The sequence below is a fragment of the Stenotrophomonas sp. TWI700 genome (assembly GCF_039673645.1).
Lineage (GTDB): Bacteria > Pseudomonadota > Gammaproteobacteria > Xanthomonadales > Xanthomonadaceae > Stenotrophomonas > Stenotrophomonas maltophilia_AA.
In genome coordinates this window covers 48,092-68,572 of the sequence record NZ_JBDJMB010000018.1, presented here as the reverse complement: position 1 = coordinate 68,572, position 20,481 = coordinate 48,092, and the positions used below count along the sequence as shown (strand labels likewise).

The window sequence follows — 20,481 nt, the reverse complement described above, 5'->3', positions numbered from 1 at the left end:
AGAGTTAGAATCGGCATCGTCGTACCACGACCACAGGGGAACTGATGAAGGCGACTTTCCTTGCGATCGGCATTGCCGTCGCTCTTTGCGCATGCGCGACTAAGCCCATCAACACGAGCACTGCCCGCTCGACACCACCAGAGCGCATCTTTGCCCCCGAGTTCATGCAGCCCGGAGATGACCGTGTGGAACTCATTGTCGCGCGTGACGCAGGATTTACGGGGAGCGGTTGCATGACCGCGGTGTACTTGGACGGACGCAAAGTCTCCACTATCGATAACGCCGAGAAAGTCACCTTTTACTTGTCACCTGGCCGATACATCCTAGGCACGGGGCCCAACCCTGAGGGAAAGGCACTGTGCCGCCTTGGTGCGGAACGTGCACGGCGCGAAACCGAAATAATCGCCGAGCTTGGCAAGCCACTGAAATATCGTCTTGCGCTCAGTGCGAACGGTGAAATCTCGGTGATGCCCACCGCGTTCTAGACCGAAAGCTACCGCTGATCACTCATATTGGCGCATATGCAGGTCATGCTCGCGTGCCTGCATGTGCAGCCAATCGCGAAAGGCCAGGAAGCCCTGATGCGTCGCCGATCGCGGCGGATACACCAGCCAGTGCGACCAGCGTGTCTTCAGCCGGTGCGGTGACAGCGCGATCAATTGCCCGGAATCGAGCAGCAGGCGCGCCCGCGTCACCCGCCCCAACGCCACGCCGATGCCATCCAGCGCGGCGCGATGGTGCGCTTCGGAATCATTGAGCATCGCCACATAGCGCGCCGGCGGCGTGTCATCCACCAGCGCAAACCACCGGTCCCACTCGCCATCCGGGTCGCCCAGCAGCGGCCAGTGCGAGATGGGCTGTCCATCCACACCGCCCATCTGCTGTACGAGTGCGGGACTGGCCATCGGCACCAGCCACTCGTCGAACATCGGCTCGGCGGTCAACCCCGGCCACTGGCCTGCACCTACGCGCAGCGCCGCGTCGATCTGCAACTGCCGTGCGAAATCAGTGAGGCGTTCGCTGGACTCCAGATTGATCTTGATCTGCGGATAGGCGGCGACGAACCTGCCCAGTCGCGGCACCAGCCAATTGGAGGCCATCGAAGGCAGCGCACTCACCGTCAGCACCCGGTCGTGGCGCGCCGCGAACGGCTGGAACGCCTGCCCGATCGCGTCCAGATGGGGTGCCACCTGATCCAGCAACCGCTGCCCTTCCGGCGTGACCCGCACACCGCGTGGCTGGCGCAGCAACAACGGATAGCCGAGGCGCTGCTCCAGCTGCCGCATCTGGTGGCTGAGGGCACTGACCGTGAGGTTCACCGTCTCGGCCGCGCGGGTCAGGTTGCCTGAACTTATCGTCAACTCCATTCAAGTGGAGATAGGCGCATGAACCTGTTCGGCGGACTGCTTTTTCTGCAGGGGCATATCACCAATGTTGCACTGGCCCGGCAACTGGCCGGCGTGGATGCCGTGGACGGCGAGACGGAGGATGGGCCGGGGGACGCCGCAGCAGGCGGAGCGCCGTGTAGGGTGGTCGCGCCGGACGTCGTTGCGAAGACATGCCCGAGCAGCCGTTGATATCGCCAAGGCGGCCGACGCGCCCTGGCGCCCTGTCCGGCCACCGGATGTGCCATGCTCGCCCCGTTGCAACCCACCTGGAGAGCGTCGCCATGGCCAAAGGCCTGAACAAACAGAAAGAGCAGAAGAAGAAACCTGCCAAGACCGCCAAGGAAAAGAAGGCGGAGAAGAACGAAAAGAAGACAACCCGCGGTTTCGCCCCGGTCTGACCGGCGGGTCTACCCGCTCACTGCGCGGGCAACATGGGAGTGCGGCCACACCACGGTGTCCCGCAGCTCCTCCCGCCGCAATCAGCCGCAATCAGCCGCCGCGCCTCCTGCATCCGCAACTGCGTCCTGACATCCAGCGGGCTCATCGCCGTGACCAACCTGAAGTGCGCATGGAAACTCAAGCGACTCATGCCGGCAATGCGAGCGCAAACCGACAGATTCAGTGAAAAAGACCGGCGGATCGGCGTGAGACAATGCGGTTCATGACCTCTCCCGACCCTCAACGCCCTCTTCTTTCCAGGGATGCGTGGAAGCGCCGTGCGGCCCTGTGGGGCGGTGCGGTGGCCGTGGCCCTGGTCGCGATCGTGTTCGCCAAGGCCAGCGACGCCGCCTTCAGGGTGTTCCAGTCGATCATTGCCCACTCGATCTGGTGGGCACTGCTGGTGACGCCGGCGGTCTTCGCGCTGCTGGCATGGCTGACCAGTGGCGCCCTCAAACCCACGCGTGGCAGCGGAATTCCGCAGGTGATCGCGGCGCTCGATGTGCCGACACCGACGTTTCGGCGGGACAACCTCTCGCTGGGCGTATCGGCAGGCAAACTCGCCCTGACCACGCTGTCCCTGCTCGGGGGCGCCTCGGTGGGCCGCGAGGGCCCTACCGTGCATGTCGGCGCCAGCGTGATGTACATGTTCGGGCGATGGTTCGGATTCCGCGATCCGAAGGAGCTGTCGCACTTTCTGCTGGCCGGTGGCGCAGCCGGTATCGCGGCGGCGTTCAACACGCCGCTGGCGGGCATCGTGTTTGCCATCGAAGAGCTCAGCGGCCGTTTCGAGCACCGCTTCTCCGGCACGCTGCTGACCGCGGTCATCGTGGGTGGCGTGGTATCCCTGGGCCTGCTCGGCAACTACACCTACTTCGGCAAAGTCACCGCGACCCTGCCGCTCGGCCAGGCCTGGCTGGCGATCGTCCTGTGCGGCGTCGTGGCAGGCCTGCTCGGCGGCGTGTTCGCCAACGCTGTACTGCTGACCATGGCAGGACGGCCACGCTGGCTGGGTCAGCTGCGGCAGCGGCATCCCGTCCTGTTGGCCGCCCTGTGCGGGCTCGCCCTGGTCCTGCTGGCGGCGGCCTTTGGTGCGGGCGCCTTCGGCACCGGCTACGAGCAGGCCAGGGGGCTGGTCCAGGGCGCGCCCTCGGTCGGCCACGAGTTCGGCCTCATGAAACTCTTCGCCAATCTGGTCTCCTATGTCGCCGGCATTCCCGGCGGGCTGTTCTCGCCCGCCCTGGCCGTCGGCGCCGGCCTGGGCCACAACCTCGCCGCCATCATGCCCTCGGTCGATGAGCGCATCTTCGTCCTGCTGGGGATGTGTGCTTACCTCACCGGGGTGACCCAGGCACCGCTGACCTCCGCGGTCATCTCGTTGGAACTGACGGACAGCAGCGACATGCTGCTGCCCATTCTGGCGACGGTGCTGATCGCGCGCGGCGTCTCCGGCCTGGTGTGCCGCGTGCCGATCTACAAGGCCATGGCCGAACAGCTGGTCAAGCCGCTGCAGAGCGCCCACCCGCCGCCGGCGTAGGGCGTTGATCAACCGCAGGCGCGTGCTGCCCCTCGCCCGCGTCTCCGGGCAGGATCACGCGTTGACGTCCACCACGGTGCGGCCCTGCACGCGACCCTGCAGTACCTGCCCGGCAAGTGCAGGCACCTCGGCCAGCCCGATCACCTGCGTGGTGCGGGCCAGCTTGCCCAGGTCGAGATCGCTGGCCAGGCGCGTCCACGCCTGCTCGCGCGCTGCGTAGGGCGCGTTGACCGAATCGATGCCGGCCAGCGTCACGTTGCGCAGGATGAAAGGCAGCACGGAGCCCGGCAGATCGGCCCCCTGGGCCAGACCGAAGGCCGCCACCACACCGCGATAGCGGGTCTGTGCGAGCACGTTGGCCAAGGTATGGCTGCCCACCGCATCGATCGCACCCGCCCAGCGTTCCTTGGCGATCGGCGCACCCGGTTCGGACAGCGTGGCGCGGTCGATGATCTCGGCCGCGCCCAGCGCCTTGAGATAGTCGGACTCCTCCCGCCGGCCGGTCGAGGCGACCACCCGGTAGCCGAGCGCGGACAACAGCGCGATCGCGATGGAGCCGGCACCACCGTTGGCGCCGGTGACCAGGATGTCACCCTGGTCCGGTGATACGCCGCCATGTTCCAACGCCAGCACCGACAGCATCGCGGTATAGCCGGCGGTGCCGATCGCCATCGCGTCGCGGCTGGAGAAGGCCTCGGGAATCTTCACCAGCCACTCGCCCGGCACGCGCGCCTTCTGTGCATAGCCGCCGTGATGGGTCTGGCTCAAGCCCCAGCCGTTGACCAGCACACGGTCGCCAGCGGCGTACCCCGGATGGCTGGAGGTCTCGACCACGCCGGCCAGATCGATGCCGGGGATCAGCGGGAAGGTACGGATCACGGGCGAACGGCCGCTCAGCGCCAGCGCGTCCTTGTAGTTCACCGTGGAATACTCCACGGCAACGGTCACGTCGCCGGGCATCAGATCCTGTTCGGTCAGGTCGACGACGCCAGCCGTGATGCTGTCATCGCTTCGCGTGGCGAGGAGGGCTTTGAAGGACATGGGATCTCCGGTTCCGGTGCATGAGGGGCGTTGCAGAGGAAACCAGTGTGCGCACGGCGCTGTACCGTCCCGTTAAATGGCCGCCGTTCCAGCGTCCACTCATGGGATAGGACCCGGCACACACGTCACCCTCCTTGACCCCGTGTGACTACCCTTCACTCGGCCAGCACGCTCGCAATCGCCACCGCCAGCAGACCCCGCACCGTCTCCGCCGCGAGGTCCGGATCGCGTACCGCACGCATCGCCAGGCCCTCGACCAGCAACCGCATCAACAACGCACACCGGCCGTCGCGAGGTGGCGCTCGCCACGGGCATGACGCGCAACGTCCAGATCGCACTGCCTACGGCTGCTCGGTCATCACGCGCTCAATCCAACCCGCGTAGTGGCTCATCCGCACATTGCAGGTCACCTGACCATAGCGCCCGGGCCGGGCCGTCAGCACATTCCCCTGCACGACCTTCCAGGCTCCCTGCCCGGCCAGCAGCCACTGGCCATCGCGCTCGATGAGCACCGGGCCACCGCTGTCGCCGTTGCCCAGCACGCCCTCGAGGGGCAACGCTTCCGGCGGTTCGTCGAACACATAGCAAAGCCAGCGGTCGTAGGCACTGGTGATCCGGTTGAACGCACGCCGGAGCTCGGTGCGATTGGGGCCGTTGGGAGAATGCCCGGTGGCGCCGGTACCCGTTGCGCCCTTCCCCAGGATTTTCGCGATCTGACCGGCCTCGCCGCTGCCGCTGTACAGCGCCACCGGCGCTACGTCCGTGACCGGCGCCTTCAACCGGATCAGCGCAACATCATCGCCCGAGGCGAGAAAGACCACGATCAACATCGCCTCGCCACTGGCCATGGCCTGATCGATCAACGTCTGCGGCAGCGTCCTGTAGCCCGGATGGGTGATGACGCGCTCAACCTCCCGCGCGGTTCCGTTGATCACCACCTGCTTGAGCCCGGCATGCATCGGCAGCGTGTGCGCGGCGGTCAGCACCCACTGTGGTGCGATCAGCGCGCCGTGACCCTCGCCGGGCATGTCCACGAGAGCGGGAAACTCGCTGGCAGGAACGCGGTACGCGGCATCCTCCACATCGTGGCGAATGACGATGGCACTGGCGGGTAACGACACCGCAAGCAGCAGCGGAAGCAGCAGGAATCCTTTCACGTGTGATGCCTTGAGGTTCTGACAGGGGCGTCCAAGCGACGGGCGGGGGGGCTGGAAGGTCCGCGCTGCGTCGTTACGGTTCCCGCTCACGGGCTTCCAGCGCGCTGGCGAACTGTGCCATCAAACGGACCAGCTCAGATACATCCTGTGCGGGCCATGAGGCGAAAATCTCCCGTCCGATCCGCTCGCGTGCCGCATCCAGCCGATCGGTCATGTCCTTGCCCTTCGGCGCGATGGTCGCCTCACGGATGCGGCGGTCTTCGGGGTTTCCACGACGTGTGACCAGCTCCATCGCCGCCAGTTTGGCGACCTGCCGGCTGATGGTGGTGTAGTCGCGGCCCAGCCGGTCGGCCAGGTCCACCACGCCGATGGGGCCGACCCGCTCGATCACCACCAGCAGGCGGAACAGGGCCTGGTCCAGCGTCACCCCAGCCTCCTGGATCAGCCGCTCATCGTTGCGCGGCCGATTCATCACGCTGGCGAGGCTGACCATGGACAGGTGCAGCGACTTCAGCTCAGCCGAATTATGTGTATCTTGCACCTTCTTTTTCGCAGGCATAGCATCCCCTCCAAGTAAGTGCATATTACACACACCTGGAGCGATGACATGGGGATGACCCCTGAAGTAGTGATCTGCGGCGCCGGCGCTGCCGGCCTCACCCTGGCGATCGAACTGGCCCGCCGCGGCGTGTCATTCCGCCTGGTGGAGCAGCGGGAACAGCCCTTCCATGGCTCACGCGGCAAGGGCATCCAGCCGCGCAGCCAGGAAGTCTTCGAGGACATGGGCATCCTCGATCGGCTGTTCGCGGTCGGTGGGCCCTACCCTGTGTCCCGGATCCATCGCGCCGATGGCAGCAGCATCGACGCGGCGGTCATCGAGGGCGCACCGGCCACGCCGGCCGAACCCTACCGCCAGCCGCTGATGGTTCCGCAGTTCCTGACCGAGGCCGTGATGCGCGATCGCCTTGCCGAGCTGGGACACCGGGTCGAGTTCGGGCATGGACTGATCGGCTTCGAGCAGGACGCCAACGGCGTGACCGTTCGTCTCGCCACCCCCACGGGCGAGCAGACGCTTCAGACGCGCTATCTGGTCGGCGCCGATGGCGGCCGCAGCTTCGTGCGGCAGGCACTGGAGATCGGCTTCCCGGGCAAAACACTGGGCGTGCGCGCGGTGGTGGCCGACATCGTGCTGAAGGGAATGCCGCGCGATGCCTGGCACAGTTTCAACGAGGACGACATGGCGCGGCGCATCTCGCTGTGCCCGCTCATGGGAACAGCGCTGTTCCAGCTGCAGGCCCCCGTGCCGCTCGACGGTGACGTGGATCTTTCCGTCGACGGGCTGGCGGACATGGTGCGCATGCGTACCGGCCGCGACGATCTCGCGGTGCTCGATGTCCATTGGGCGTCGGCGTACCGGATGAACGCGCGCTTGGCCGACCGGTACCGCGACGGCCGCGTGTTCCTTATCGGCGACGCCGCCCACACGCATCCGCCGACGGGCGGCCAGGGTCTGAACACCAGCGCACAGGATGCCTACAACCTCGGCTGGAAACTGGCCGCAGTGTTGAAGGGTGCGCCGCAGGCCCTGCTGGATACCTACGAGGAAGAGCGCCGCCCCATTGCAGCCTCGATGCTCGGGCTTGCCACGACGCTGCTCGCCCAGGCCCAGCGCGGCGACAACCGCCGCGGGCGCGACGTGCAGCAGCTCGATCTCGCCTATCCAGAATCGTCACTCACGCTGCCTGCCGACGCCCGTAGCGGGCGCATCGCGCCGGGCAGCCGGGCGCCGGATGCGCCGCTGCAGGGGGCGGGTGGGCAGTGCGTGCGCCTGTTCGACGTGCTGCGCGGAACGCATTGGACATTGCTCGGCTATGCCTGCGATCGGTCCAACATCCCCTCGCGTGCGGGGTTGCGCGTCCACATCATCGGCCCGGCTGGCGACCTGCACGATGTCGAAGGGCACTTCGTCGAGGCCTATGGCGTGCAACCGGGCGAGTGGCTGCTGATCCGGCCGGACGGCTACGTCGCCGTCGTGGTCGACACGTCGCGCATCGAGATGCTGGAGGCGCATTGCGGGAAGCACCTCCCGGGATGGACGGCCCTCCACCACGCGCGCGATCGCCTGCGCGTTCCGGATCCGAGCACCCCCTACAGCTTTGAGGGATCGCTCGACCCATGACAGCAGCGGGGGTGCGTGACGGCCTTGGCCGATCAGGCCGGCCTACTTGCCGGTGGCACCCGCGTCTGCTCCATCCTTCTCCTGCGCAGTCGCGCGATTCTTCGCGAACTCGGGGAAGGTCTCCGCCATCGAGGCTTTGTCGGGCAGCACGTAGAACACCCCGCCGCGCTCGAACGTGGATTGAATGATCTGCTCGTAGAACGCCGGCGAGACATTGATGCAGCCATGGGTGACACGATTGTCGTCCGGCGACGCCGATGCCAGCCGCTCGGCGCGTCGCTCTTTCGGGACGCCCGTCGCCGTCGGGTGGATGGAGACGGCGGAATCGTAGTCCACCCACAGGACGCGGCCCGCGTCGATGGACGGCCCGAAGCCGCCCACAAAGCGCCCGGCGGGCGTCGTGCGATCCCGGCCTGGAATTTCGCGAAGGGCGAGACCGGCGATCCCCGGCGCGATATGGTCGCCGGTCGCCGAGCCGAACAGCCCGGGCGCGGCACCGCGAAGCCGACCTTCGCCATCGAAGACCAGGATCTGCGCAGCGGCCTTGTCCATGATCGCGAACGGATAGCCTTGGCTGTCCTTGCTCGCGACGATCCAGCCCGCGAGTTCAATCACGGTCTCGGACACGTTCTGCCCTTGCGGAAGCTCATCGACGGCGGCGGCTGGCTGAGCGGGAGCATCCTCGGCGCTGGCCACGCCGATGCTCGTGAACGCCAGCGCCACGGCCAATGCGCCACGCAGGGCCCGGGTTACAGGGTATGAGTGCGTACCGATGGGACAATTCCTTGCATTGAAGACTGCACAACCACAGGAAACCAGTGGCCCGCAAAGGCCACTGGTTTCCGATTCACACGTGACTTGCGTGATACATGGTGCGGGAACGATCAGCCGCGCGGCTTGCGACGCGGTGCTTGTTCGAGCTGCTGGACGCGGCCCTCGATCTGATCGAGACGCTGGTTGGCCTGCTGCGCCGACTGATTGGCGGACTCTGCGCTCTGCGCCGCGCCCTGCACCTTCACGTCGAGCTGGTCGAGGCGGGAGTTGATCGTTGCAAACTCGTCTTTGTAGGTCGCACAGGCACTCAGGCCGACGGTAGCGACAAGCGCCACAGCAAGCGTACGCGCGGTCGTCAGGTGTTGTTTGGTCAGAATCATTGCACTGCCTCCTTCGTCTGGGGTGTTCGGACTATAGCGGCCTTTACGCCAAAGCCATGACCGGCATTCAGTTGAAGCTGGGCGACGTAGAGGGAGCGTGAAGAACCTGAATCCCAGCGCTTCATGGCCGCAAGCATCCGCTCACGGCCATGCGGTGGCGCTGTCTTAAGAGCCCTTCGCAACATCCACCACGAACGGCACCGTGCGGATTTCATCACTGGCCATGAACTGGATCCAGAGTGCATATCGGCCCGCATGAGGCGGCTGTGCGTGGAGCATCATCCGTGCCGACACCGGCCCGACCTGCGGATGCGCTGCGCCATGTCCACCGTGTGCAGCTTTGGCGGCATCGGCGGACATTGCATGCGCATGAACGTAGGCGAGATCATCGGTCCCGACGAACACCGCATGCGCCGGCACGCCCAGATACAGGCCCAGGTCCTGCGCCGGCGTGCCGTTCTTCAACACCGTCAGGTTCAACATGCTTTCCTTGCCCGCCTGCAGACCGGCCTTGTCCAGCTGGACCGTATACGGACCATCGGTCCCTTCCCTCGGGGCCGAAACCGGCTGGGAGGACGTCGCGCCGGCGGGGGCACTCACGTTGACGTCAAATCGAACCACCTGCTGGCCCAGCCCGGTCGGCATTGCGTCGGCGAAGACATGGTAAACGCCGGGCTTGGGGAAGGTCATCGCGACCCGGAACTGACCGTCCGGCCCCGCTTTTCCGGGATGCTCGTGCAGGAAGGTGGAGAATGCGCTGTCGGTCGCGAGCACATGCAGCTCCTGCGTCAACTCTTCGTCAAACTGCGCGATGCGCTTCCCGGTGGTTTTGTCGGCGAAGGTGATGAGCAGATCGCGGGACAGCGGGCCGGTTTCTTCGATGGACAGTTGGGCGATGACCTTCTCGGTCGTACCGGAAAGCGCAAAGGCGCCTTTGATCGATGCGTCGGACGCCGAAGACGGCAGGGCCACGGTACCGAGGGCGGCGACGCCGAAGGTAAGAAGCTGTTTCATGAACATGTGACGTTTCTCCTCGAGAAGGGAATTACGGGCGCGGCTGCGGCTGGTGCGGATACCCCGCCTCTGCCAGCACCGCGATGAAGGCGGCTTCGTCCAGCGCGGTTTCGACGCGCACCTGTCGCGCCGGCGTGTCGGTCTCGATCTGCGCCAGCGGGTCGACGCTCAGCAGGGCATCTCTCACCGGCCTGGCGCAGGACCCGCACGTCATGTTGGGAATGTGGAACTGAAGCATGGTGTTTTCCTGATTGAGTGGTACAGCAATCACCTTCGGCGTTGACAGCGTGGCAATGTCAATCACCTGTTCTGCAATCTCCGCCTGCCCCTGGGTTTCCGTTCATGCAGCGGTGTCCGGCGTAAAGAAGACATCGGCGTGGAGATCGTCCTGGCGCAGCCCCCCTGCCCTGAGGACGCGCATGGCTGCATCCACCATCAACGGCGGCCCGGCCACGTAGGCCTTCCACCCTTCAACATGCGGATGATCCTCGGCCACGGCTTCGGTCACCCAGCCGGTCCGCCACATCGTCTGCCGCTGATCGTGGGACAGCACGGGGGTAAACGTCAGATTGCGCTGGGTCTGCGCCAGTCGCTGGAAATGCGCCACCCGGTACAGGTCACGGAGAGTGCGTGCGCCCACGTAGACATGGATCGGCTGCGACATGCCCGCCGCGATCGCCGCGTGCACGATGGCCTGGATGGGGGCCAGGCCCGAGCCCCCGGCGATGCAGAGCATGGGGCCGTCGTGCTGGCTGCGCAGATGGGAGACGCCCAGGGGCCCTTCCACCAGCACGGGATCTCCCGGTTTCAGCGACGCGTGGATCCACTCGGTCACGGCTCCGCCCGGCACGCGGCGAATATGGAAATCGAGCTCGCCATCGAGCGCACCGCCGGCCATCGAGTAATCGCGCGGTGGAACGCCCGGGAACGTCAGTCGCGCATACTGGCCGGCATTGAACGCCAGCTCGGCGCCGCAGGTGGCGAGCCGGATACGTTTGATGTCATGGGTCAGGGTTTCGATCGCCACAACCCGATACGCCAGGCGCTGCATCGCGGGCGAAGGACATGCGTCGACATCACCCGCATAGGCAGCGACCAGGTCGCTTCCCGGCAGCGCACGGCACGCCAGGAACAGGCCCTGGGCCTTCTGCTCGTCCGTGAGTGCGAAGCGACTGTGCTCCAGGTGCACGACATTCCCGCTGATCACGCGGGACAGGCAGGACCCGCACCTGCCAGAGCGGCAGCCATGCGGATACGCCACCTCCGCGGCCAACGCGGCGTCCAGCACGGTGGTTCCCTCCGGCACGACGAGGGTTCGTCCTGCGGAGCGTAGTTCGACATGTCGGGTCCTGTCGCTCACTCAGGCGGCTCCAGACAGGCCGAGGGCCGCGGTCAGCAGCGGCCTCTGGGTCAGGAAGGTGCCGTAGAAAACCGACTCACCCGCGAGGGTGATCGGCGCTATCCGCACACCGGTGCGCGCCTTGGCCTCCTCCATCACCTGGCGGATCGATAGATCGCGCTCTTCGAACACGACTCCCTCGCGATCCAGCCACGCTTTCAGCGCATGGCAATCCGGGCATGTCGGTGTCGTGTAGAGAATGACGGGAGGATGGGATCTGTTGCTCATGGTGGTCTCCTTCAGGCAGGTCTAAGGCCGCGGCAGAAGCGTGGTGAATCGCCCATCCGGCGCGCCGCTTGCACCACCACAGTCGATCTCTTCCCGCGTGCAGGGCAGCCAGCCACCGCCCAGCGCCTTGTAGATGCTGACAATGGCCAGGCGCTGGTTGGTCCGGGCTACCACCAAGGCACGCCGGCTGGCGAAGTCGGCCCGTTCCGCATCCAGGACATCCAGATAGATGCCCTCGCCGTGGGTGAACTGCGCGCGTGCAAGGCCTGCTGCCTGACCCGTAGCGGACGCTTCCTGGAGCCGGAGCTGCAGCGCCTCGCCGGCCGAGCTGAAGGCACCGAACGCGTTGTCGGTTTCCTCCAGCGCACGCAGCACGGTCTGGTCGTAGCGGATCAGCGCTTCACGCGCACGTGCTTCGCTCGCCGCGATCCTGGCGCGAACCCGTCCGCTGTCGAGGAAGGACCAGCGCAGCAGCGGTGCCAGAAGGCTGGACAGCGCCGAACTCCCGCCCGTGGAGCCCAGGCTGCCCGCCACCACGCCAATCGACCCCTGCACCTCGATCTGGGGATACAGCCCCGCGGTCTCCACCCCGATGCGTGCCGTCGCTGCCGCCAGGCTCAACTCCGCCGCTTCGATGTCCGGACGCCGTGCCAGCAGCGCCGCGGGGTCACCCACGGCGATCCTGCGGACCGCCAGCACGTCGCGTGCGGTTGAGGTCGAGGGTGCGGCGAAGGTCTGCGGTGTTTCACCCAGCAGGATGGCGAGCGCGTTCGAGGCCACGGTACGGCGGTGCGCCAGTTCGGGCGCCACCACTTCAACGGCGCGCAGCGCGGCGTCCGCCCGCAGCCGGTCGACCTCATTGGCCGAGCCGGCCTCCACCAGCCCCTCGACCAGCCGCAGACTGTCGCGCTGGCTCCGGGTGATCTCGGCAACCACGCCGAGCTCCGCCTCCAGCCCGCCCAGCTCGAACCAGGTGGCCGCCACCGCCGCCGCCACGCTGGCCTGCACATCGCGCAGCAGCGCTTCGCGCGAACCGGCGTCGGCCCGTGCTGCTTCCGCCGAGCGGCGGACACGGCCGAACAGATCGATCTCCCAGGACGCATCGACTGCAGCCCGATAGGTCTCGGTCCGGCGCGCCTGGCCCGGTCCGCGTTCCACTTCGCCGAGCCGACGGTTCTCATGCCCGACGCCGACGCTGCCGCGTGGCAGGTAGCCCTGCCGACTCTCGCGAAGCATCGCCTTGGCTTCGTCCAGGCGTGCGGCTGCAAGCCCGATGTCATGGTTGGCCGCCCATGCGCGCTGGATGAGCGAGGTCAGCACCGGATCATCAAAGGACTGCCACCACGCCGCGTCCACTGCACCGGGTGAAAGCCCGGCCGACCCCACGCGGAATTCGGTGGGGAACGGCGCCGACGGCAGATTGGGCAGCGACGGCGAGGCGACGTTGGGCCCCACCGACGCGCACGCGGACAGCATCACGCCTGCGGCAAGAGGAAGCAGGAACAGCCTGCGGCGACGATCGTTCACGACGCACTCTCCTGTGCAGGATGGCTGGCGCCACGCTTGCGCCTCTCGAAGCGGGACGAAATGCGGCGGATCACCACATAGAACACCGGCGTCAGGAACAGGCCGAACACGGTCACCCCCAACATGCCGGCAAAGACCGCGACGCCCATCGCCTGGCGCATCTCGGCGCCCGCGCCGGTCGCCAGTACCAGCGGCACCACACCGGCGATGAAGGCCAACGACGTCATCACAATGGGACGCAGCCGCAGTCGACATGCTTCCACCACCGCATCGACGGTGGCCCATCCCTCTGCCTCGAGTGTCCGGGCGAACTCGACGATCAGAATCGCGTTCTTTGCCGCCAGCCCGACCAGGACGATCAGGCCGATCTGCACGAACACGTTGTTGTCGCCCCCCATCAGCCAGACCCCGCCGATCGCGCTGAGCAGACACATCGGCACGATCAGCAGCACCGACAACGGCAGCAACCAGCTGTTGTACTGCGCGGCGAGGATCAGGTAGGCGAGCAGCACACACAGCGGGAAGATGTACAGCGCCGCGTCACCGGCCAGCTTCTGCTGGTAGGTCAGTTCGGTCCACTCAAAGCTCACGCCCTCGGGCAGCACTTCCTTGGCCAAGCGTTCCATCACCGCCACGACCTGCCCAGAGCTGACCCCGGGGGGCGCGCCGCCGGAGATGTCGGCGGAGGGATAGCCGTTGTAGTGGATGACACGGTCCGGACCCGAGCTCGGCGTGACCGTCACGAATGACGACAGCGGCAGCATCTGACCGGCGGCATTGCGCACCTGCAGTTGGCCGATCGCTTCGGCCTGCATGCGATGCTCCGCGTCGCCCTGGGCGGTGACCTTGTAGGTGCGACCGAAGCGGTTGAAGTCGTTGATGTACAGCGAGCCGAGGTAAACCTGGAGTGACTCGAAGACATCGGCCAAGGGCACGCCCTGGCTCTTGGCCTTGGTCCGGTCGATCACCACGTCAAGCTGCGGCGCGTTGACATCCAGGCTGGTCATCAACCCGGCGACCTGGCCGGATTCGGTGGCCTTCATCATCAGGATCTGGGTCTGCTGGACCAGGGCGTCCAGCCCCACTCCGCCGCGATCCTCGATCTGCATCTTGAAGCCGCCCGTGGCGCCCAGCCCGGGGACGGGCGGCGGCGGGAACACACCAAGGAAGCCATCCTGGATGCCGGCAAACTTCGCCTGCAGACGCCCTGCGATCGCCGTCGCCGCGAGATCAGGTGACGTACGGTCCTTGAACGGATCGAGCATGACGAACATGACCGCTGCGTTGGGCACGTTGACGAAACCATTGATGGACAGCCCCGGGAAGGCGACCACGCTCTCGACGCCCGGCTCGGCAAGCGCGAGCTTCGACATCTGCCTGACGACGTCGTCGGTGCGGTCCAACGAGGCCGAGTTGGGCAACTGCGCGATGCCCACCAGGTAATACTTGTCCTGCATCGGCACGAACCCGGGCGGCACCACCTTGAATCCGAACAAGGTCAGCGCGAGCAATCCACCGTAAACAAACAGCGCTACCCCACTGACCCGCACGAGTTTGCGCACGCCATTGCCATACGCATCCGGTGCACGCTCGAAGGGACGGCTGAGTCGCTCGAACACCCGCCCGGCACGGCCACGCAGGCTGCGCGGATCGCGTGGAGGTGCGATCGTGCGCGGTCGCAGCAGCATCCCGGCCAGCGCCGGGCTGAGCGTGAGCGAGTTGACCGCGGACAGAATCGTGGAGATCGCGATCGTCAGGGCGAACTGGCGATAGAACTCGCCCTGCAGGCCGGTCAGGAAGGCCGTGGGAATGAATACCGCAGCCAGCACCGAGGTGATCGCGATGATCGGCCCGGTCACCTCGCGCATGGCACGCCGCGCCGCCTCCAGCGGCTCCTCGCCGTCCTCGATATGCCGTTCGACGTTCTCCACCACCACGATCGCATCATCGACGACGATGCCGATGGACAGCACCAGGCCGAACAGGGACAGCGTGTTGAGCGAGAACCCCATCAGATGCATCACGGCGAAGGTGCCGATCAGGGAGACCGGGACGGCCAGCAACGGGATCAGCGAGGCCCGCCAGTTGCGCAGGAACAGCACCACGACGATGACCACCAGGATGATCGCTTCCAGCAGCGTGGTCGCGACAGATTCCAGCGAGGCCCTCACGAAGACCGTCGGGTCATACGCGATGCGCGACGACAGGCCTTCCGGGAAGTTCTTCTCCAGCCTGCCCATGGTCTCGCGCACGGCAGCCGACACATCGAGTGCATTCGCACCCGGGCTCTGGATGATCTGCAGGGCCACCGCCGGCTCACCATCGAGCAGGCTGCGCAGCGCATAGGCATCGGCGCCCATCTCGATCCGTGCGACGTCGCGCAGGCGGGTGACCTGGCCGTCAGCGCCGGTGCGGATGATGATGTCGCCGAACTGTTCTTCGTCGGTCAGGCGGCCCAGCGTGTTCACGGTCACCTGGAAGGCGGCGGTGGAATCCGGCGACTGCCCGACCGAACCGGCGGCGACCTGCACATTCTGCTCGCGCACCGCGGCAATGACATCGCCGGCGGTCAAGCCACGGGCGGCGATGAGGCTGGGATCCAGCCAGAGCCGCATGCTGTACTCGCCCGCTCCCCAGACCAGCACATCGCTGATGCCGGGAATGCGGGACAGCTCATCGCGTACCTGCAGATAGGCATAGTTGGAGATGTAGAGCGGGTCGTACCGCTTGTCCGGCGACAGCAGGTGGACCACCATCAGGATGTCGGGAGACGTCTTCTGGGTCACCACGCCCTGGCGCTGCACTTCCGCAGGCAGGCGCGGCAACGCACGCGAGACCCGGTTCTGCACCTGGACCTGTGCCATGTCCGGATTGGTCCCGTCGGCAAAGGTGACGGTGAGGATCATCCGGCCGTCGGTCGCGGACTGCGAAGACATGTACATCATGCCTTCGACACCGGTGATGGCCTGCTCCAGGGGTGCAGCCACCGTCTCGGCGATCACCTTGGGATTGGCACCCGGATAGGACGCCGTGACCTGGACAGTAGGCGGCGTCACCGCCGGATACTCGCTCAGCGGCAGCTGGAAGAAGGCGACGATGCCGGCGATCACCATCAGCACCGACAGCACGATGGCGAAGATCGGCCGATCAATGAAGAAACGCGGGAAATTCACTGCGCCGCTCCTTTCTTCGCCGGCGCCTTCAGCGGCGTACCGTCAATGGCACTCGCCTGCGGCGTCACCTTCATGCCGGGGCGCACCAGGCCCTTGACGACGATGCGGTCGCCACGTTGCAGGCCCTGCTCGATGACCCGCAGTCCATCCACGACGGGGCCGAGTTCGACCGGGCGGTATTCGGTCGTATCCCCCTTCCCCACCACCAACACATACCGGTGGCCCTGATCGGTGCTGATCGACTGATCCGACACAAGTACCCGGTCCTTCGACGGACCCGCCTCCAGTCTTACCTTGGCGAACAGGCCGGGGGTGAGCTGACCATCGGGGTTGTCGATCACCGCGCGCACGCGCACCGTCCCCGTCCCGCGATCCGCCGCGTTGGAGAGGAAATCGAGTCGCCCTTCGCGGCTGTAGTCCTTGTCGGTGACCAGCGCCACCGCAACCTTGGCCGCTTCCGGGCCGGCGGCGGCGTCCTGCGTGCGGCCCGCAGCCAGTGAGCGCAGATAGGTGCGCTCGTCCACGTCGAAGTAGACGTGGAGGGGGTTGATCGACACGATCGTGGTGAGCGGCGTCACCCCGGCGGCAACGAAGTTGCCTTCAGTGACCAGTACCTGCCCTACCCGACCGCTGATCGGGGACGTGACGTGGGTGAAGCCCAGGTCCAGCTGCGCGGCATCCAGCGCCGCCTTGGCCGCGTCCACCTGTGCCTTGCCAGCATTCAACGCCGCCGTGGCCGAGTCCAGCCGGTTGCGGGCCACGATCTTCTGCGCGAACAGCTGCTCGGCGCGTGCGTGGTCGGCCTGGGCGAGCGCCGAGGCCGCTTGCGCTTCGCGCAGACGCGCGGCAGCCGCATCGCGTGCGGCCTGGAACGGTCGCGGGTCGATGTGGAAGAGCGCCTTGCCCTTCTCCACGAAGCTTCCCTCCGGCACGCTGACCTGCTGGATGTAACCGGCAACGCGCGGGCGCAGTTCCACCTGCTTGACCGCCGTCAGCGAGCCGGTGAATTCGGCGAAGGGCGTTACCGGACGGACGATGACCTCGGCGACCGGCACACCGGGCGGCTGGGTGGAGCCCGCGCCGGGCGCGGTCTCCCCGCATCCAGCGAGGGCGAGTGCGGCGCCGATCGCCAGGGTCATCAAGGTGGTGCGCGTGAGTGTCATCGTTGTGCCTTTCGCGACTGCGGTTGGTTGTCTGGATTGCTGAACCGGAACGGCTCCGGCGACCGTTGTCCGGCATGACACGCTGGGAAGGTCAAGCAGTTTCTGTGCGGGTGGCCGGGAGTGCCGATGCGATGGCCGATACGCGGGCGCAGCAAGGCCGCCCGGTGCACTGAGGCAGGCCGGGCGCAGGGAGTACTGCGAAGAACGTCGGGGGCTAGGGCCTATCGCTGCCGGATGATGGCGCGGTGCCCGCTCCCTTGAACCGGAGCAGCCTGAGTGCGTTGAGTGTGACCAGCGCGGTCGCCCCGGTATCGGCCAGCACCGCCACCCACAGGCCGGTGACGCCCATGACGCTGGTGACCAGGAACAGCCCCTTCAGCCCCAGTGCGAACACCACGTTCTGGTGGATGTTCGCCATGGTCGCCCGCGACAGCGCGATCAGGTGGGCCACGTCGGTTACCCGGCTCTTGAGCAGCGCGGCATCGGCGGTCTCGAGGGCAACATCGGTACCCCCTCCCATCGCGATGCCCACATCGGCAGCCGCCAGCGCAGGTGCATCGTTGATTCCGTCCCCCACCATCGCAACCCGGGACGATTGCTTCATCTGGTTGACCAGACGGAGCTTGTCCTGGGGGAGCAGTTCGGACTCACATTCCACCCCGAGGCCGGCCGCAATGGCATCGGCGGTGCGCCGGTTATCGCCGGTGAGCATGATCGAACGCACACCCAGCGCCTTGAGATCCGCTACGCCCTGTCGTGCATCGGCACGTGGCTCATCGCGCAGGGCGACCAGTCCCAGTACGGCGGCCTTCTGTTCATCGATCAAGGCAACGACGGTATTGCCGCTGGCTTCGAGCAACGCAATGGTGTTGCGCAGCGTCGCGTCCACCCCACCTGCTTCGGTGGCGTAAGCGGGTGAGCCCACCGCAAGACGGCGACCGTTGACCGTCGCATGTACTGCCCGGCCCGGGGTCGACGATGCATCAACGGCGCGGTCGATGGCCAGCTTCCTTGACTGCGCATGCGCGATGATGGCCTTGCCCAATGGGTGGCTGGAGGCGCTTTCCACCGCTGCCGCCATGCTCAGCACCTGCGCCTCGCCATAGCCGTCGAAGGCCACCACCTTGGTCACCTTCGGCTTGCCTTCGGTGAGTGTCCCGGTCTTGTCGAAGGCGATTGTGTCCACGCGGCCGATCATCTCCAGCACGTTGCCACCCTTGATCAACAGCCCGCGACGCGTGGCGACCGCCAACCCGGATGCGATCGCGGCGGGGGTCGACAGGACCAGCGCGCACGGGCAGGCGATCAGCAGCAGGGCCAGGCCGCGATAGAGCCAGGTACCCCACTCGCCACCCAGCAACGTCGGCGGTACCACCACCACCAGCAGGGCGACGGCCATGACGATCGGCGTGTAGTAGCGACTGAAATTCTCGATGAACCGAGCCGTCGGCGCTTTCGCCGACTGGGCCTGCTCGACCAGATGGATGATCCGGGAGATCGTGTTGTCCGACGCGACCTTTTCAACCAGGACGTCCAGCACCCCGTCAGTGTTGATGGACCCGGCAAAAACCGGTTCGTCGATGGTCTTGGTGCGCGGCATGGACTCGCCGGTGATAGGCGATTCGTCCAGGCTCGAATGTCCGTCCAGGATTTTTCCATCTGCCGGTACCCGATCACCCGGGCGGACCAGGACCCTGTCGCCGATCCGTAGCGACGAGGCCGACACAGTGCGCTGTCCGCCGCTTGCCGGCAGCAGCACGGCCGTCTTGGGCACCAGCGATGCCAGGGCCTTGATGCCGGCGCGCGCACGTCCAGCGGCAACGCTTTCAAGAAGCTCGCCAATGGCGAACAGGAATACCACCGCTGCGGCTTCCTCGGCCTCGCCGATCACCAACGCCCCTACGGCGGCGGTCACCATCAAGGTTTCAATGGAGAACGGCGACCCGGAGACCGCCAGTGCAAATGCCTTGCGTGCAAAGGGAATGACGCCAGCCACCACGGCGGCGCCAAAGATCCACGCCTCCAGGCTCGGAATCAGATGGGCGACAACGTAGGCAACGCCCATGAGCGATCCCAGGCCGACCACATACCGGCCCTTCCTGGTCTGCCACCACCGCTGCGGTCGCGCGGGATGATGCGCTGACCTGTCATCGATGGCGGCGTCGGATTTCAGACGGACGTCGAAGACCTCAAACCCCAGGGTCTTGATGGTCTTGACGATATCGGCGGCGCTGACGGCATTCTCAGCCAGGGTGACTTCAAGGGATTCCGCGGCAAAGTTCACGCGGGCGGCGAGCACCCCAGGCATGCGATGCAAGGCGGTTTCGATCTTGCCTACGCAGCTTGCACAGTCCATTCCCTCAACGCGCATGACCAGATCAGGATTCCCATGCACATCATCGCTCCCGTTGCCGGGGGCCGACTGAGGCGCGTGGTCGTGCGATTCCGGCGTATGCGAGCAGTGTCCATGCTCATTGGAGCGTTCTTGGTCATCACCCGGACCGGAAGCGTGCGCATGCCGGTGATCTTCATGTGGGTGGTCGTGATGCTGTCCGTCGCAGGTACCCCGCGTGCTTGACCCGGGACTGGCGCGCAGGTCAGTTCCTTGGCCGGCTGAGCGGGAAGGCGTCAGACGGGACACCTCAAACCCAAGCGACCGGATCTTCTTCACGATCTGGGCCTCGGTCGTGCGGCCGCTGAGCTGCCGATGAAGCGCGAGCGTCTCAGCGGAAAAGTTCACTGTCACATCCGACAGCCCCCCCATGCGTACCAGCGCTGTCTCGATCTTGGCCACACAACTGGCGCAGTCCATTCCTTCGACGCGGAACTCCAGCTGCTCGATGTTGCCACACTGTTGCGAAATGACGGTGGACACGGTGCTTCTCCTGGGCCGGCAAACACCTCGACGGCGGCCAGCAAGAACGGATGACTGAGGAAAACCAGTGCGCGCACATTACCACATATGTACATGTGTTCATATGTATGCGGTGATTTGGGGCGCCCGTATCTGCCGGGTTGGAGAGGTGGGACAGCTCCTGTTCAACCCTGGCGCTGGGTCAGGGTTGCACGACGCCGGCAAACGG

18 protein-coding genes and 1 pseudogene are annotated in these 20,481 nt (G+C 66.2%); 4 read left to right on the top strand and 15 right to left on the bottom strand.

The window, feature by feature from the left end:
* The first annotated feature begins 44 nt into the window (after window positions 1–44).
* Complete coding sequence (locus tag ABE473_RS13515; RefSeq protein WP_346489820.1) at window positions 45–485, top strand: hypothetical protein; 441 nt, start codon at window positions 45–47, stop codon at window positions 483–485.
* Window positions 486–503: 18 nt separating this feature from the next.
* On the opposite strand, the gene ABE473_RS13510 is transcribed toward ABE473_RS13515, so the two are convergent.
* Window positions 504–1,361 (bottom strand): LysR substrate-binding domain-containing protein, encoded by an 858-nt coding sequence (locus ABE473_RS13510; protein ID WP_346489819.1) that lies wholly within the window; start codon window positions 1,359–1,361, stop codon window positions 504–506.
* A 24-nt stretch (window positions 1,362–1,385) separates the two neighbouring features.
* Here ABE473_RS13510 and ABE473_RS13505 point away from each other — a divergent pair, with 24 nt between their 5' ends.
* Complete coding sequence (locus ABE473_RS13505) at window positions 1,386–1,577, top strand: hypothetical protein (RefSeq protein ID WP_346489818.1); 192 nt, start codon at window positions 1,386–1,388, stop codon at window positions 1,575–1,577.
* A 289-nt stretch (window positions 1,578–1,866) separates the two neighbouring features.
* On the opposite strand, the pseudogene ABE473_RS13500 reads toward ABE473_RS13505, so the two are convergent.
* A pseudogene (locus ABE473_RS13500) lies at window positions 1,867–1,992 on the bottom strand (helix-turn-helix domain-containing protein); the annotation flags it as partial.
* Between the two features lie 57 nt (window positions 1,993–2,049).
* Between ABE473_RS13500 and ABE473_RS13495 the strand changes: the two are divergent.
* Window positions 2,050–3,363: a chloride channel protein gene (locus ABE473_RS13495; protein ID WP_346489817.1), complete on the top strand. Its 1,314-nt coding sequence runs from the start codon at window positions 2,050–2,052 to the stop codon at window positions 3,361–3,363.
* A 54-nt stretch (window positions 3,364–3,417) separates the two neighbouring features.
* Here the strand turns inward: ABE473_RS13495 and ABE473_RS13490 are convergent, their stop codons facing one another.
* From ABE473_RS13490 to ABE473_RS13480, 3 genes are all read right to left on the bottom strand, one after another.
* Complete coding sequence (locus tag ABE473_RS13490; RefSeq protein WP_346489816.1) at window positions 3,418–4,404, bottom strand: MDR family oxidoreductase; 987 nt, start codon at window positions 4,402–4,404, stop codon at window positions 3,418–3,420.
* A gap of 341 nt (window positions 4,405–4,745) precedes the next feature.
* Window positions 4,746–5,561, bottom strand: a complete 816-nt coding sequence (locus tag ABE473_RS13485; protein ID WP_346489815.1) for a trypsin-like serine protease — start codon at window positions 5,559–5,561, stop codon at window positions 4,746–4,748.
* 73 nt (window positions 5,562–5,634) lie between these two features.
* Window positions 5,635–6,102, bottom strand: a complete 468-nt coding sequence (locus ABE473_RS13480) for a MarR family winged helix-turn-helix transcriptional regulator (protein WP_346489814.1) — start codon at window positions 6,100–6,102, stop codon at window positions 5,635–5,637.
* 87 nt (window positions 6,103–6,189) lie between these two features.
* Between ABE473_RS13480 and ABE473_RS13475 the strand changes: the two genes are divergently transcribed.
* Window positions 6,190–7,740 (top strand): FAD-dependent oxidoreductase, encoded by a 1,551-nt coding sequence (locus ABE473_RS13475; protein WP_346489813.1) that lies wholly within the window; start codon window positions 6,190–6,192, stop codon window positions 7,738–7,740.
* 42 nt (window positions 7,741–7,782) lie between these two features.
* On the opposite strand, the gene ABE473_RS13470 is transcribed toward ABE473_RS13475, so the two are convergent.
* The 10 genes from ABE473_RS13470 to ABE473_RS13425 all read right to left on the bottom strand — a co-directional run bounded on the left by ABE473_RS13470 (window position 7,783) and on the right by ABE473_RS13425 (window position 20,273).
* Window positions 7,783–8,469: a hypothetical protein gene (locus ABE473_RS13470; RefSeq protein ID WP_346489812.1), complete on the bottom strand. Its 687-nt coding sequence runs from the start codon at window positions 8,467–8,469 to the stop codon at window positions 7,783–7,785.
* Window positions 8,470–8,624: 155 nt separating this feature from the next.
* Window positions 8,625–8,894: a hypothetical protein gene (locus ABE473_RS13465; protein ID WP_088433391.1), complete on the bottom strand. Its 270-nt coding sequence runs from the start codon at window positions 8,892–8,894 to the stop codon at window positions 8,625–8,627.
* 165 nt (window positions 8,895–9,059) lie between these two features.
* Window positions 9,060–9,914, bottom strand: a complete 855-nt coding sequence (locus ABE473_RS13460) for a hypothetical protein (RefSeq protein WP_346489811.1) — start codon at window positions 9,912–9,914, stop codon at window positions 9,060–9,062.
* 25 nt (window positions 9,915–9,939) lie between these two features.
* Window positions 9,940–10,212, bottom strand: coding sequence for a heavy-metal-associated domain-containing protein (locus ABE473_RS13455; RefSeq protein ID WP_319207203.1), 273 nt, complete (start codon window positions 10,210–10,212; stop codon window positions 9,940–9,942).
* 36 nt (window positions 10,213–10,248) lie between these two features.
* Window positions 10,249–11,268: a 2Fe-2S iron-sulfur cluster-binding protein gene (locus ABE473_RS13450; protein ID WP_346489810.1), complete on the bottom strand. Its 1,020-nt coding sequence runs from the start codon at window positions 11,266–11,268 to the stop codon at window positions 10,249–10,251.
* Window positions 11,269–11,535 (bottom strand): glutaredoxin family protein, encoded by a 267-nt coding sequence (locus ABE473_RS13445; protein ID WP_346489809.1) that lies wholly within the window; start codon window positions 11,533–11,535, stop codon window positions 11,269–11,271. It abuts the gene before it with no gap.
* Between the two features lie 21 nt (window positions 11,536–11,556).
* A complete protein-coding gene (locus ABE473_RS13440; protein ID WP_346489808.1) occupies window positions 11,557–13,062 on the bottom strand; it encodes a TolC family protein in 1,506 nt (501 codons plus the stop codon).
* A complete protein-coding gene (locus ABE473_RS13435) occupies window positions 13,059–16,235 on the bottom strand; it encodes an efflux RND transporter permease subunit (protein WP_346489807.1) in 3,177 nt (1,058 codons plus the stop codon). Before ABE473_RS13435 ends, ABE473_RS13440 begins: the two co-directional genes overlap by 4 nt.
* Entirely contained in the window at window positions 16,232–17,398 is a 1,167-nt protein-coding gene (locus ABE473_RS13430; RefSeq protein WP_346489806.1) for an efflux RND transporter periplasmic adaptor subunit, read from the bottom strand. The genes ABE473_RS13435 and ABE473_RS13430 overlap by 4 nt, the downstream gene beginning before the upstream one ends.
* Before the next feature lie 214 nt (window positions 17,399–17,612).
* Window positions 17,613–20,273: a heavy metal translocating P-type ATPase gene (locus tag ABE473_RS13425; RefSeq protein ID WP_346489805.1), complete on the bottom strand. Its 2,661-nt coding sequence runs from the start codon at window positions 20,271–20,273 to the stop codon at window positions 17,613–17,615.
* Window positions 20,274–20,481 lie beyond the last annotated feature (208 nt).

Coding starts and splice junctions, on each gene's coding strand:
- ABE473_RS13490 (WP_346489816.1), bottom strand. CDS start 4,404: ATGTCCTTCAAAGCCCTCCTCGCCACGCGAAGCGATGACAGCATCACG.
- ABE473_RS13445 (WP_346489809.1), bottom strand. CDS start 11,535: ATGAGCAACAGATCCCATCCTCCCGTCATTCTCTACACGACACCGACA.
- ABE473_RS13515 (WP_346489820.1), top strand. CDS start 45: ATGAAGGCGACTTTCCTTGCGATCGGCATTGCCGTCGCTCTTTGCGCA.
- ABE473_RS13495 (WP_346489817.1), top strand. CDS start 2,050: ATGACCTCTCCCGACCCTCAACGCCCTCTTCTTTCCAGGGATGCGTGG.
- ABE473_RS13505 (WP_346489818.1), top strand. CDS start 1,386: ATGAACCTGTTCGGCGGACTGCTTTTTCTGCAGGGGCATATCACCAAT.
- ABE473_RS13430 (WP_346489806.1), bottom strand. CDS start 17,398: ATGACACTCACGCGCACCACCTTGATGACCCTGGCGATCGGCGCCGCA.
- ABE473_RS13460 (WP_346489811.1), bottom strand. CDS start 9,914: ATGTTCATGAAACAGCTTCTTACCTTCGGCGTCGCCGCCCTCGGTACC.
- ABE473_RS13465 (WP_088433391.1), bottom strand. CDS start 8,894: ATGATTCTGACCAAACAACACCTGACGACCGCGCGTACGCTTGCTGTG.